This is a genomic window from Amycolatopsis pretoriensis (assembly GCF_900107925.1).
Lineage (GTDB): Bacteria > Actinomycetota > Actinomycetes > Mycobacteriales > Pseudonocardiaceae > Amycolatopsis > Amycolatopsis pretoriensis.
Window position 1 is genome coordinate 527075 of record NZ_FNUJ01000003.1, and the last position, 12845, is coordinate 539919.

Sequence of the window (12845 nt, forward strand, 5' to 3'; positions counted from 1 at the left end):
AAAGTTCGTGGCCGAGGTCACGCCGCGCTGGCAGCATGGCGGGCATGTTCGAAGAGCACCGGGTGCCCGACCGGCAGATCCGCGCGGCGCAGACCGACTCGACCGTCCGGGTCTACCAGGCCTGTACGCCCGCGGTCGCCGACGCCGCCCTCGAGAAGCAGTCGTTCGGCACCCGAGGCGAAACCGTCCGGCTCGACCCGTCGTTCCGCCTGGCCGCCTACGACAGCGGCAACGGCAGCAAGCCCGGCCACGAGCGCATCCTGGCCGTCGACCTGACCCGGGCCGGCTTCGAATGGGCGCTGGCCCACCGTGGCCCGGTGCTCATCCAGTGGGACGCCGAGCGAGACCTCGACCACACCCCGCTGAACTTCCAGGCCATCCGCATCGGCCTCACCGGCGAGGCGGTCGACCACTACGTCGACGAGTGGATCACCGCCATCACCGACGTCACACCGGTGATGCGCGACATCTCCGGCCTGCTGGCCACCGACCGGCTGCACAAAGCGGTGAAGCTCGTCCCCCACGAGCCGCCGTACGAGCTGCCCGAAGACCTCGCCCGGGCCGTCGACGCCACCGGCTAAGGCAGCGCCCGCCACTTCAGCGCGCCCAGGCCGGCCGCCTCGACGTCCGGGCGGGAAGCCCACCGGACCGTCCCCGGGCGGACGTGGACCCCGGCCCCGACCAGCCAATCGGGCTCGTCCGGCTCGACCCACTCCATTTCCTCGAAGTCGGCCAGGGTCGGCCAGACCGCCTGGCACGAGTCGCACCGCAGGACGACCGTGCCGGACTCCGTCACCAGCGGCCGCACCAGGCCCTGGTCCCAGAACGAAGGACATTCGACCAGCCACATCCCACCAGTGGAACCCGCCGCGGTGAACGACCGACGGCCACCGGGAGAAGCCGGACGAAAGAGACCGCGAACCCTGTACCGGGTCCAGCGCTTAAGGTTCCCTTAGCACATCTTGATCGAGTCAGTGACCGATCCCCTAGTGCGCCACGCCTCACACAGGCCGGTTCCATCACATCGCGGTCACCGAGGGGGTTAGCCTGGTAGGCGCATCAGCGGATTCAAGATCGAGATCGAGACGGATAGAGGCGAGCCCCAGCCGTGTCCAGCAGCAGCCCTGCGTCACAGTTCGGCCCCAACGAGTGGCTGGTCGAAGAAATGTACGACCAGTTCCTCGCCGACCCTTCTTCAGTCGATGCCGCCTGGCACGACTTCTTCGCGGACTTCAAGCCGACGCAGAACGCGCAGGCCAAGGCGGACACGGCCCGGCAGCAGGCCGAGACCAAGCCGGCCACCAACGGCCAGGCGGCGCAGCCGTCGGCCACGGCCGTGCGGAACGCGGAATCGGCGGCCAAGCAGGCCGCGCCCGCGAAGGCGGCGCCCAAGCCGGCCGCGAAGCCGGAGCCGAAGGCGGCCCCGAAGCCCGCGGCCAAGGCGGAGCCGAAGGCCGACGCGAAGAAGGAAGAGCCGGAGTCGAAGCAGCTGCGCGGCGCCGCGGCCGCCATCGCGAAGAACATGGACGCCTCGCTGAGCGTCCCGACCGCGACCAGCGTGCGCGCGGTCCCGGCCAAGCTGATGGCCGACAACCGCATCGTCATCAACAACCACCTGAAGCGCACGCGCGGCGGCAAGATCTCCTTCACGCACCTCATCGGCTACGCCATGGTGCGGGCGCTGAAGAACTACCCGAACATGAACCGGCACTACCAGCAGATCGACGGCAAGCCGTTCGCGATCACGCCGGAGCACGTCAACTTCGGGCTCGCGATCGACATGAAGGGCAAGGACGGGTCGCGCAACCTCGTCGTGGCCTCGGTCAAGGGCGTCGAGGACATGACGTTCCTGCAGTTCTGGCAGGCCTACGAGGAGATCGTCAAGAAGGCCCGCAACAACAAGCTGACGGCCGACGACTTCTCCGGCACCACGATCTCGCTGACCAACCCGGGCGGCATCGGCACCAACCACTCGGTGCCGCGCCTGCAGGCCGGCCAGGGCGCCATCATCGGCGTCGGCGCCATGCAGTACCCGGCCGCCTTCGAGGGCACCAGCGAGAAGACGCTGGTCGACCTCGGCATCAGCAAGATCATGACGCTGACCTCGACCTACGACCACCGCATCATCCAGGGCGCGGAGTCGGGCGAGTTCCTCAAGCGCATCCACGAGCTGCTGCTCGGCGAAGACGGCTTCTACGACGACGTCTTCACCAGCCTGCGCCTGCCGTACGAGCCGATCCGCTGGGTCGCCGACATCCCCGAGGGCCCGGTCGACAAGACCGCCCGCGTCATCGAGCTGATCGACGCGTTCCGAATGCGCGGCCACCTGATGGCCGACACCGACCCGCTGAACTACCGCCAGCGCAGCCACGCCGACCTCGACGTCCTCTCGCACAACCTGACGCTGTGGGACCTCGACCGCGAGTTCCCGGTCGGCGGCTTCGCCGGCCAGGAGCGGATGAAGCTGCGCGACATCCTGGGCGTCCTGCGCAACTCCTACTGCCGCACGGTCGGCATCGAGTACACCCACATCCTCGACCCCGAGGAGCGCCGCTGGATCCAGGAGCGCGTCGAGATCCCGCACGAGAAGCCGGACCCCGCGGTCCAGAAGTACGTGCTCTCGAAGCTGAACGCCGCCGAGGCGTTCGAGACGTTCCTGCAGACCAAGTACGTCGGCCAGAAGCGGTTCTCCCTCGAAGGCGGCGAGACCGCGATCCCGCTGCTCGACACGCTGCTGGACAAGGCCGCCGAGCACGAGCTCGACGAGGTCGTCATCGGCATGCCGCACCGCGGCCGCCTGAACGTGCTGGCCAACATCGTCGGCAAGCCGATCAGCCAGATCTTCCAGGAGTTCGAGGGCAACCTCGACCCGGGCCAGGCGCACGGCTCCGGTGACGTGAAGTACCACCTCGGCGCCGAGGGCAAGTACTTCCGGATGTTCGGCGACGGCGAGACGAAGGTGTCGCTGACCGCGAACCCGTCCCACCTGGAGACGGTCGACCCGGTGCTCGAGGGCATCGTCCGCGCGAAGCAGGACCTGCTGGACAAGGGCGGCGAGGGCTACACCGTGCTGCCGGTCCTGATGCACGGCGACGCGGCCTTCGCGGGCCAGGGCGTCGTGGCCGAGACGCTGAACCTGGCGCTGCTGCGCGGGTACCGCACCGGCGGCACCGTGCACGTCATCGTCAACAACCAGGTCGGCTTCACGACCGCGCCGGAGCACTCGCGCTCGTCGCAGTACGCCACCGACGTCGCCAAGATGATCGGCTCGCCGATCTTCCACGTGAACGGCGACGACCCGGAGGCCGCGCACTGGGTGGCCAAGCTGGCCGTCGAGTACCGGCAGGCGTTCCACAAGGACGTCGTCATCGACCTGATCTGCTACCGCCGCCGCGGCCACAACGAGGGCGACGACCCCTCGATGACGCAGCCGGCGATGTACGACATCATCGACACGAAGCGCTCGGTGCGGAAGACCTACACCGAGTCGCTGATCGGCCGCGGCGACATCTCCGTCGAGGAGGCCGAGGCCGCGCTGCGCGACTTCTCGAGCCAGCTGGAGCACGTCTTCAACGAGGTCCGCGAGCTGGAGAAGCACCCGGCGAAGGCGAGCCCCTCGGTCGAGGAGGAGCAGCCGATGCCGGCCAAGGTGCCGACGGCGATCAGCACCGAGGCGCTCGAGCACATCGGCGACGCGTTCGTGAACGTCCCGGAGGGCTTCACGCCGCACCCGCGCGTCAAGCCGGTCATGGAGCGCCGCCACAAGATGTCGCGCGAAGGCGACATCGACTGGGCCTTCGGCGAGCTGCTCGCGTTCGGGTCGCTGGCGATGGAGGGCCGGCTGGTCCGGCTGTCGGGCCAGGACTCCCGCCGCGGCACGTTCACCCAGCGGCACTCGGTGTTCATCGACCGCAAGACCGGCCAGGAGTACTCGCCGCTGCAGAACCTGGCCGACGGCCAGGGCCGCGTCATGATCTACGACTCGGCGCTGTCGGAGTACGCGGCCGTCGGCTTCGAGTACGGCTACTCGGTGGCCAACCCCGAGTCGCTGGTCATGTGGGAAGCGCAGTTCGGTGACTTCGTCAACGGCGCGCAGACCGTCATCGACGAGTACATCTCCTCCGGCGAGGCCAAGTGGGGCCAGCGCTCGGACGTCGTGCTGCTGCTGCCGCACGGCCACGAGGGCCAGGGCCCGGACCACACCTCCGGCCGCATCGAGCGGTTCCTCTCGCTGTGCGCGGAGGGCTCGATGACGGTGGCGGTGCCGTCCACCCCGGCGAACTACTTCCACCTGCTGCGCCGCCACGCCCTCGACGGCATCCAGCGCCCGCTGATCGTCTTCACGCCGAAGTCGATGCTGCGCAACAAGGCCGCGACGTCGCCGACGGCCGACTTCACCGGCGAAACCCGCTTCATGTCGGTCATCGACGACGTGACGCCGGACCCGGCGAAGATCCGCAAGGTGCTGCTGACCTCCGGGAAGCTGTACTGGGAGCTGGTGGCCGAGCGGACGAAGCGCGAGGCGGACGACGTCGCGATCGTGCGGATCGAGCAGTACTACCCGCTGCCGAAGAAGAAGCTGGTGGCCGCGCTCGAGCGCTACACCAACGCTTCGCAGGTCGCGTGGGTCCAGGAGGAGCCGGAGAACCAGGGCGCGTGGCCGTTCTTCGGGCTCAACCTGCCGCGCAAGTTCCCGGAGCTGTTCGGGAAGCTGGAAGTCGTGTCGCGGCGCCCGATGGCGGCGCCGTCGGCCGGCTCGTCGAAGGTCCACGAGGTCGAGCAGAAGGCGCTGATCTCGAAGGCGTTCGACTGATCGCTTGAGCCCGCCGAAGGCCTCCTCCCGGTTCGCCGGCGAGGAGGCCTTCGCCGTCTCGCCTCCGGAACTGTCGGTGCCTCCCGGTACCGTGGCAATCGGGGGCGCAGCCCAAACCCGTTTGCCCGCGGCCGCCGGTTCACGGCAAGGTGGCGACCATGCTGATCCGCCGCGAGACGCCCGCCGACCGGACCACCGTCCACGCGATCCACAGCGAAGCGTTCCGGCGCGAACCCGGCGTCACCCCGGTCGAGGCACCGCTGGTGGACGAGCTGCGCGCGGACGGCGACCTGCTCGACGCGCTCTCGCTGGTGGCCGTCCGCGACGGCGAAGTCGTCGGGCACGTGTGCTGCAGCCGGGCCCGCGTCGGCGAGGACTCGACGTCGGCAGTCGGGCTGGGGCCGCTCGGCGTGCTGCCCGCGCACCAGGCGAGCGGTGTCGGCTCGGCGCTGATGCACGCGGTGCTCGGCGCCGCGGACGCGCTCGGCTACGGCTTGGTCGTCCTGCTCGGCAACCCGGCGTACTACTCGCGCTTCGGCTTCGTCGCGGCGTCGACGCTCTCGGTCGCGTCGCCGGATCCCGCCTGGGTCAAGAACTTCCAGGCCCGCACGCTCACCGGCTACAAACCCGCGCAAGCGGGCGCGTTCGAGTACGCGCCCGCGTTCTCCCGGATCTGAGGAGCCTGGCATGTACGCACCGAGCTCGTCCGTCGGCGTCCGCGTCAACCGCGAACAGCACCCGTCGAAGCTGGTGGACCTGGCCCGCCAGGCGGAAGACGCCGGCCTCGACGAAGTCTGGCTGGTCGAGGACTGCTTCTGGGCGGCCGGGATCGCCACGGTCGCGACGGCGCTGGCGGTGACGTCGACGATCAAGGTGGGCATCGGCGTGCTGCCGGCGGTGGCCCGCAACCCGGCGATCGCGGCGATGGAGCTGGCCGCGCTCGCGGAGCTGCACCCGGGACGGCTGATCGGCGGGCTGGGCCACGGGGTGGCGTCGTGGATGCGCCAGATCGGCGCGTACCCGGAGTCGCCGCTGGCGGCGCTGGACGAGACGCTGGTGGCCGTGCGCCGGCTGCTGGCGGGCGACCGGGTTTCGGTGCGCGGCCGGCACGTGAACCTGGACGAGGTCGAGCTGGTGTTCCCGCCCGCCACGGTGCCGCCGGTGCTGGCGGGGGTCCGGCGGCCGAAGTCGCTGGCGGTGGCGGGTTCTTCGGCGGACGGCACGATCCTGGCCGAGCCGTCGCCGCCGGAGTTCGTGCGGACGGCGCTGGCGGGCATCGCCGCCGGCGAGCCCGCCGAGCACGCGGTGGTGACGTACAACTGGCTGGCGCTGGGCGACCGCGAACGCGCGCGGCTCACCGTGGCGGAATCGCTGACGCCCGGGGCGCGGGTGCAGGTGGCGGACCTGCCGTTCGCCGACGAGCTGCTGGCACTGGTGGACTCGGCGTCCACAGTGGACGAACTGGCGGCCGGCCTGCGCCCGGAGTGGCTCGACCGGCTCGCGATCTGCGGCGACCTCGACCAGTGCGTGGCCTCGGTGCGCGCGCTGCACGCGGCCGGGAGCGGATCGGTCGTCCTGCTGCCGCTGCCGGAGGAGCCGCCGGAGCGCGGCATCGAGGACGCGGGCAAGGTCGCGGCGGCCCTGCGCGCCTGAGCGTCAGCGCGAGAGGCTCGCTTCGACGCCGTCGAGGAGGTAGTCGAGGCCCTTGCGGAAGGTCTCGTCGACGTCCCAGTGGACGGCGTCGCGGATGACCTTTTCCAGCGCCGGGTACTTGCCCGTGGCGAAGGTCCGCTCCAGGTAGGGCCCGTGGGTGCGTTGCCACTCCGACTCGTTCATCCCGGTGGCCCGCTCGGCGCGGCGCTCGGTGATCTCCCGGCGGACGGCGCCGACCACGTACGCGTTGACGGCCTTGACCACCGGCATCACGTCGTCGACGTCGATGCCCTGCAGCCCGGTGAGGACGGCCTCTCCCCGGGCGAGTGCGTTCGGCCCGAGCTGCGGCCGGCCGCCGAGCAGGTCGGCGAACCACTCGTGCCGGTGCGCGGCGCGCCGGGTCAGTTCGGCCAGGGCCAGCAGCACCTCGCGCCAGCTGTCGCCGGTGGGCCGGATCCCGGCGTAGACGTCGTCCACCATCAGGTCGAGCAGCTCTTCCTTGGTGGCGATGTAGCCGTACAGCCGCATCGGGCCGACGTCCAGCACGCCGGCGACCTTCCGCAGCGATACCGCCGCCAGGCCGTCCGCGTCCGCCAGGCGGATCGCCGCGCGGATGATCAGTTCCCGGCTCAGTGGAGCCGGCGTCGGCCTCTCCGGCGGCTCCGGCCGCTCCCACACCGTCACGGCGCTGACCATACAGCGCCTGGTGCGATACAGTGTATCGAGAGATACAGCGTATCGAATGGGGACCTCATGACCATCGTCATCGTCGGCGCCGGACCGGGAGGCCTGGCCCTGGCCCGGGTGCTGCACGTCCACGGCATCGAGTCCGCCGTGTACGAGCGCGAGACGTCGCGCAACGCGCGCGGACAGGGCGGCATGCTCGACATCCACTCCGGACAGCGCGCGCTGCGCGAGGCCGGACTGCTCGACGAGTTCTTCGCGATCGCGCGCGGTGAAGGCCAGGACATGCGGCTCCTGGAGCCGGACGGCACCCTGCTGCTCCAGGAGGACACGCCGGACGACGCCCCGCTGCTGCGTCCCGAGGTCGACCGCGCGGACCTGCGCGACCTGCTGCTGGATTCGCTGCCCGCCGGGACGGTCCGGTGGGGGCACGCGTTCGAGTCCGCGGACAACGGCGTGGTGCAGTTCGCCAACGGCAGCCATACAACGTACGACTTGCTGGTCGGCGCGGACGGCGCGCAGTCCCGGGTGCGTCCGCTGGTCACCGATGCCTGCCCGGCGCACACCGGCCAGAACGTCGTCGAGGTCGGCATCCCGGACATCGACCGCACGCACCCGGACCTCGCGGCGATGGTCGGCCGCGGCACCTACTGGGTGATGGGTAAGGGGACCTCCCTGGCGGCGCAGCGCAACGGCGACGGCCGCGTCCGCATCGGGATCAGCTTCTACAACACCCCCGAGGACTGGTTCGCGAAGAGCGGAATCCCGCTCGACGACCCGGCCGCCGCCCGCGCGCGGCTGATCGAGCTGCTCCCCGGCTGGGACGCCCGGTTCACCGCACTGATCGAGGCCTGCGACGACACGGTCGCGCGGCGGTCGATGACAACGCTCCCGATCGGGCTGACGTGGCCGTCGAAGCCGGACGTGACGCTCCTCGGCGACGCCGCGCACCTGATGCCGGCGGTGGGCGAAGGCGCGAACCAGGCACTGCTCGACGGCGCGGCGCTGGGCCTGGCGCTGGCAGCTCACCGGGACGACTACCCGGCGGCGATCAAGGAGTACGACAACGAGATGTTCGACCGCACCGGCAAGGCGGCCCGGATGTCGGCGGGCATGCAGGAGCTGTTGCGGTCACCGGACGCGGCGCGGAAACTGCTCGAGTTCTTCCAGCCGAGCTGACCGAGCCGAGAGCTTGTCCACAGCCAGGCCGAGATGTGGACAACCCGGCCGCGCGGCGGCTATTTGTGGCCGGATTGTCGGGGACGCTCGATACGCTGGAACCGGGACGGACCCCCTGGGAGGGCGGGCGCTGTCCGAGGCCGGGCGCTGCTCGGAGAGCGTGCGCTGGCGGGGAGCGGACGCTGTCCGGAGAGCGGGGCGCCAGCCGGAGAGCGGCCACTGCCCAGGAAGCGGCCACTGCCCACGGAGCAGGCGCTGTCCAGAGCGGGCGCTGCTCGGAGAGCGGGACGTCGGCCGGAGAGCGGCCGCCGCTCAGGGAGCGGGCATTGCTCAGCCAGAGGGCACTGCTCCGGGCGCGCGAAGGTCCGGGCGAGGAGCGGGCGCTGTCCGGAGCGGGCGCTGCTCGGAGAGCGGGACGTCGGCCGGAGAGCGGCCGCCGCTCAGGGAGCGGGCATTGCTCAGCCAGCGGGCAGTGCTCCGGGCGCGCGAAGGTCCGGGCGTGTCGTCCAGCGCCCCCCGAAGAAAAGCGGTTCGCCCCGGCTCGGACGCGTGTCAGGATCGGCCCATGCCGGTCGATCCGCATCTCCTCGTCGCCTTTGTCGTCACCACCGTGATCGCGATGGTCACCCCCGGTCCGGACATGCTCTTCATCCTCGGCTGCGGCATGCGCGGCGGCCCGAAAGCCGGGCTGCTCGCCACCGCCGGGGTCGCCACCAGCGAGGCCATCCACGTCGCCATGGCCGCGGCCGGGCTGGCCGCCCTCTTCGCCGCCGTTCCCGTCGCCTTCACCGTTGTCCGGATCGCCGGTGCCGCCTACCTCATCCACCTCGGCGTCCAAGCCATCCGGAACCGCAAGCCGCTCGTCGAACGGAAGAGTGACCGCGCCTACCTCAGCGGCCTGCTCACCAACCTGCTCAACCCGAAGATGGTCACCTTCACCATCGCGTTCCTCCCGCAGTTCATCGACCCCGCGCGCGGGCACGTCTGGCTGCAGTTCGCGGTCCTCGGCGCGATCATGATCGTGTTCGAGTTCCTCGTCGACGGCGCGGTCGGCGTCCTCGCCGGCCGCGTCGGCGGGTGGGTCCGGCGGAAGAAGAATCAGCGGCGCATCGAGGTCGCCACCGGGGGCATCTTCATCGGCCTCGGCGTGAAACTCGCGCTCGACTAGGACTTCAGGTTGTTGCGCGCCAGGAAGTCCTCGGCGATGTCGAGCGGGTTCCGCTTCTTCTCGGTGAACTCGACGTTCAGTTCAGTCAGCTGCTGGGTCGTCAACGCGGCCGAAACCCGGTTCAGCGCAGCCGTTTCGGACGGCGACAGCGTCCCGCGCGCCACCAGCGGCACGATGTTCTGCGCCGGGAACATGTTCTTGTCGTCAACCAGCGGCACGAACCCGTTCGCCGCGATCGTCGACGACGTGCTGAAGAGGTCCGCCACCTGGACGTCGCCCGACTTCAACGCCGCGACCGTCACCGGGCCGCCCGTGTCGGTCGTGCGGATCTCCTTGAACTCGCAGCCGTACAACGACTTGATCTTGTCCTTCCAGCGGCTGCTCCACTGGCCCGGGCCGCCGAACACGAGCTCGCCGCAGCGCTTCCCCAGGTCCGAGAACGTCTTGACGCCCGAGGAAGCCAGTTGCGGCCCGACCACCAGCAGGTCCTTGTCCTCGGCGGGCGCCTGGTCCAGGACCTCGAAGCCCGCCGGGATCTTCTGCCGCAGCTGCGCGTAGACGTCCTGGGACGTCGTCGCGGACGTCTCCTTGTCGAAGTACCGCAACAGGTTCCCGCTGTAGTCCGGCACCACCGACAGCGACTTGTCCTGCAGCGCCTTGACGACGACCTCGCGGCTGCCCACCGGCGGCCGCACGGTCACGTTCGTGGCACCGGCGTTGCGCAGCGCGCCGGCGTAGATCTGGGCCAGCAGCAGGCTTTCCCCGACGTCGGACGCGCCGATGATGATGTCGCCGGAAGCGCCGCCCTCGCCGCCGCCCGCCAGCGGGTTGCCGCACCCGGCCGCCAGCACCAAAGCGAGCAACACGACCAGCCGTTTCACGCCGTCACCTTCTTCACGGCCGTCGCGAGCCGGACGCCGCGCGGCACCAGAGCGCGGTTCAGCAACGCGAAGAGCAGATCCAGCACGATCGCGAGCAACGTTGTCAGCAACGCTCCCGCGATCACCTCGGAATAGTCCAAAATGGCCAGTCCGTCGAGCAGGAACCGGCCCAGGCCACCGAGTCCGACGTACGCGGCCACCGCGGCCGTCGCGACCAGCTGCAGCACGGCGTTGCGGATGCCGCCGAGCACGAGCGGCAGCGAGATCGGCACCTCGACCTTCCACAGCCGCTGCCAGCCGGTCATCCCGATGCCCTGGGCGGCGTCGACGACGCCGTGGTCGGTCGCCTGCAGCCCCGCGTACGTCCCGGCCAGGATCGGCGGCACGGCCAGCACGACGAGCCCGATGATCGTCGAGGTGACGCTCTCGGTGAAGAGCAGGAACAGGAACGTCACGAGGCCCAGTGTCGGCAGCGCGCGGATCACGTTGCCCGCACCCACCAACGCGACGCCACCGCGTCCCGTGTGCCCGACGAACAGTCCCAACGGGACAGCGATGACCAACGCGATCATGAGCGACAAAGCCGTGTAGCCCAGGTGTTCCAGCAACCGCTGCGGGATGCCGTCCGGGCCCGACCAGTGCGCCGGGTCGCCGAACCAGCGGAAGAGATCGGTGATCATGCGGCGCTCACCCGTTCCCATGGCGTCAGGAGGTTCCGGATCCCCACCAGGACCAGGTCGACGACCAGCGCCAGCAGCAGCGTCAGCACGATGCCGACGACGATCGGCGAGAAGTACTCGCGCTGGAAGCCGTCGGTGAACAGGACGCCGAGGCCGCCGGTGCCGATCAGCGCACCGACGCTGACCGGCTGATGTTGCTGACCGACGCCACCCGCACCCCGGCCGCGAGGACCGGCACGGACAGCGGCAGTTCGACGGCGAAGAACCGGCGCACCGGCTTGTACCCGACGGCGGTCGCGGCGGCGATCACCGGCGGCGGCACGGCGTCCAGCGCGTCGAGCACCGGGCGGACCAGCAGCGCCGTGGTGTAGATCGTCAGCGCGACGACGACGTTGACGCTGTCCAGGATCTTCGACCCGATCAGGCCGGGGATGACGACGAACAGCGCCAGCGACGGGATCGTGTAGAGCAGGTTGGCGAGCACCATCAGCACCTGCCGGGCCGGCCGCCAGCGGTGGCCGAGCCAGCCCGCGGCGAGCGCGAGGACGATGCCCAGCACCAGCGGGAGCAGCGCCAGGTAGACGTGGTCGCCCAGGTCACCGAGTATTTCGGCGCGCGTGTTCCCGCTGCTCAGGTACTGGCCGAGCTCGTCGAAGAAGCTCATGACGCCTGGGGCGTCGCCTCGATCACGTCCAGCACTTGCCTCGCGACCACCCCGCCGAGCACGCGGTGGTCTTCGTCGACGACCACGCCGAGGCTGGCCGGCGACGACAGCGCCGCGTCCAGCGCGCCGCGGATCGGGGTGCCGTGGATCCACAGCGATCCGCCGGCGACCAAGTCGTCTTCGGACAGTGCACCGTCCACAGTGGAGTTCGGCGGCAGCCAGCCGCGCGGCTGCTTGTCGGCGTTGACGCCGAGCCGCCAGCCGTCGCTCGCCGAAACCGGGGCGCCGATCTCGACCAGCTCGATCTCCTTGACCTCGACGCCGTCGGCGGAGAGGAACGACAGGCCGCGGTAGCCGCGGTCGCGACCGACGAACGACGCGACGAAGTCGTCCACCGGGTGCCGCAGCACGTCGGCGGGGGTGCCGTACTGGGCGAGCTTGCCGCCGACGCGCATCACCGCGACCTTGTCGCCGAGCCGGACGGCCTCGTCGATGTCGTGGGTGACGAACACGATGGTCTTGCCCAGCTGTGACTGCAGGCGCAGCAGCTCGTTCTGCAGGTCTTCGCGCACGATGGGGTCGACCGCGGAGAACGGCTCGTCCATCAGCAGCACCGGCGAGTCCGCAGCGAGCGCACGGGCGACGCCGACGCGCTGCTGCTGGCCGCCCGAGAGCTGGGCCGGGTACCGCTTGCCGAGCTCGGCCGGCAGGCCGATGGTCTCCAGCAGCTCGGCCGCCCGCTTGCGCGCCTTCGCCTTGTCCCAGCCCGACAGCAGGGGCACGGTGGCGATGTTGTCCAGCACCGTCCTATGTGGAAAGAGGCCCGCGTGCTGGATGACGTAGCCGATGCCGCGGCGCAGCAGCGCCGGGTCGCCCTCGGCGACGTCCTTGCCGTCGAGCAGCACCTGGCCGCCGGTCGGCTCGACCATGCGGTTGATCATGCGCAGCGACGTCGTCTTCCCGCAGCCGGACGGGCCGACGAGCACGGTGATCGTGCCGTCCTCGACCGTCAGGTTCAGCTTGTCGACGGCGACCGTCCCATCCGGATACTGCTTGGTCACGTCGCGGAATTCGATGGTCACTGCCCACTCCCCATGTCCGGTGGAATCGACCGTAGCCGAGT

Annotated in this window: 11 protein-coding genes and 1 pseudogene; 6 read left to right on the forward strand and 6 right to left on the reverse strand. The window is 70.4% G+C overall.

The features are described 5' to 3' along the window. Positions 1 to 44 precede the first annotated feature (44 nt). The gene (locus tag BLV96_RS14940) at positions 45 to 581 is read left to right on the forward strand and encodes a DUF4291 family protein (protein WP_086670535.1); all 537 of its coding nucleotides are present in this window, start codon (positions 45 to 47) and stop codon (positions 579 to 581) included. Here the strand turns inward: BLV96_RS14940 and BLV96_RS14945 are convergent. After that, positions 578 to 850 (reverse strand): hypothetical protein, encoded by a 273-nt coding sequence (locus tag BLV96_RS14945; RefSeq protein ID WP_086670514.1) that lies wholly within the window; start codon positions 848 to 850, stop codon positions 578 to 580. The two genes, BLV96_RS14940 and BLV96_RS14945, sit on opposite strands and share 4 nt — an antisense overlap. A 258-nt stretch (positions 851 to 1108) precedes the next feature. Here BLV96_RS14945 and BLV96_RS14950 point away from each other — a divergent pair, with 258 nt between their 5' ends. The 3 genes from BLV96_RS14950 (at position 1109) to BLV96_RS14960 (ending at position 6466) form a co-directional block, all read left to right on the forward strand. After that, positions 1109 to 4813, forward strand: a complete 3705-nt coding sequence (locus tag BLV96_RS14950) for a multifunctional oxoglutarate decarboxylase/oxoglutarate dehydrogenase thiamine pyrophosphate-binding subunit/dihydrolipoyllysine-residue succinyltransferase subunit (RefSeq protein ID WP_086670517.1) — start codon at positions 1109 to 1111, stop codon at positions 4811 to 4813. A gap of 158 nt (positions 4814 to 4971) precedes the next feature. Beyond that, positions 4972 to 5490, forward strand: coding sequence for a GNAT family N-acetyltransferase (locus BLV96_RS14955; protein WP_091389183.1), 519 nt, complete (start codon positions 4972 to 4974; stop codon positions 5488 to 5490). Between the two features lie 10 nt (positions 5491 to 5500). Further along, entirely contained in the window at positions 5501 to 6466 is a 966-nt protein-coding gene (locus tag BLV96_RS14960) for an LLM class flavin-dependent oxidoreductase (RefSeq protein WP_086675309.1), read from the forward strand. Between the two features lie 3 nt (positions 6467 to 6469). Here BLV96_RS14960 and BLV96_RS14965 read toward each other — a convergent pair whose 3' ends face one another. After that, positions 6470 to 7150: a TetR/AcrR family transcriptional regulator gene (locus BLV96_RS14965; RefSeq protein ID WP_086675314.1), complete on the reverse strand. Its 681-nt coding sequence runs from the start codon at positions 7148 to 7150 to the stop codon at positions 6470 to 6472. A gap of 69 nt (positions 7151 to 7219) precedes the next feature. Between BLV96_RS14965 and BLV96_RS14970 the strand changes: the two genes are divergently transcribed. Together BLV96_RS14970 and BLV96_RS14975 are read left to right on the forward strand one after the other, a co-directional pair. Further along, a complete protein-coding gene (locus BLV96_RS14970; protein WP_086675308.1) occupies positions 7220 to 8329 on the forward strand; it encodes an FAD-dependent oxidoreductase in 1110 nt (369 codons plus the stop codon). 565 nt (positions 8330 to 8894) lie between these two features. Continuing rightward, the gene (locus BLV96_RS14975; protein WP_086675307.1) at positions 8895 to 9497 is read left to right on the forward strand and encodes a LysE family translocator; all 603 of its coding nucleotides are present in this window, start codon (positions 8895 to 8897) and stop codon (positions 9495 to 9497) included. On the opposite strand, the gene BLV96_RS14980 is transcribed toward BLV96_RS14975, so the two are convergent. The 4 genes and pseudogenes from BLV96_RS14980 to BLV96_RS14995 form a co-directional block, all read right to left on the reverse strand. Continuing rightward, entirely contained in the window at positions 9494 to 10378 is an 885-nt protein-coding gene (locus tag BLV96_RS14980; RefSeq protein ID WP_086675306.1) for an ABC transporter substrate-binding protein, read from the reverse strand. The genes BLV96_RS14975 and BLV96_RS14980 overlap by 4 nt on opposite strands. Beyond that, positions 10375 to 11058: an ABC transporter permease gene (locus tag BLV96_RS14985; protein WP_086675305.1), complete on the reverse strand. Its 684-nt coding sequence runs from the start codon at positions 11056 to 11058 to the stop codon at positions 10375 to 10377. The genes BLV96_RS14980 and BLV96_RS14985 overlap by 4 nt, the downstream gene beginning before the upstream one ends. Further along, positions 11055 to 11722: pseudogene (locus BLV96_RS14990) on the reverse strand (ABC transporter permease). The gene BLV96_RS14985 and the pseudogene BLV96_RS14990 overlap by 4 nt, the downstream one beginning before the upstream one ends. Continuing rightward, positions 11719 to 12804, reverse strand: a complete 1086-nt coding sequence (locus BLV96_RS14995; RefSeq protein WP_086675304.1) for an ABC transporter ATP-binding protein — start codon at positions 12802 to 12804, stop codon at positions 11719 to 11721. Before BLV96_RS14995 ends, BLV96_RS14990 begins: the two are co-directional and overlap by 4 nt. Positions 12805 to 12845: the final 41 nt, after the last annotated feature.

Bases quoted from the DNA above. Each gene is read 5' to 3' on its own strand.
- BLV96_RS14985 (WP_086675305.1), bottom strand. From the start codon at position 11,058: ATGATCACCGATCTCTTCCGCTGGTTCGGCGACCCGGCGCACTGGTCG.
- BLV96_RS14970 (WP_086675308.1), top strand. From the start codon at position 7,220: ATGACCATCGTCATCGTCGGCGCCGGACCGGGAGGCCTGGCCCTGGCC.
- BLV96_RS14975 (WP_086675307.1), top strand. From the start codon at position 8,895: ATGCCGGTCGATCCGCATCTCCTCGTCGCCTTTGTCGTCACCACCGTG.
- BLV96_RS14955 (WP_091389183.1), top strand. From the start codon at position 4,972: ATGCTGATCCGCCGCGAGACGCCCGCCGACCGGACCACCGTCCACGCG.
- BLV96_RS14945 (WP_086670514.1), bottom strand. From the start codon at position 850: ATGTGGCTGGTCGAATGTCCTTCGTTCTGGGACCAGGGCCTGGTGCGG.
- BLV96_RS14960 (WP_086675309.1), top strand. From the start codon at position 5,501: ATGTACGCACCGAGCTCGTCCGTCGGCGTCCGCGTCAACCGCGAACAG.
- BLV96_RS14940 (WP_086670535.1), top strand. From the start codon at position 45: ATGTTCGAAGAGCACCGGGTGCCCGACCGGCAGATCCGCGCGGCGCAG.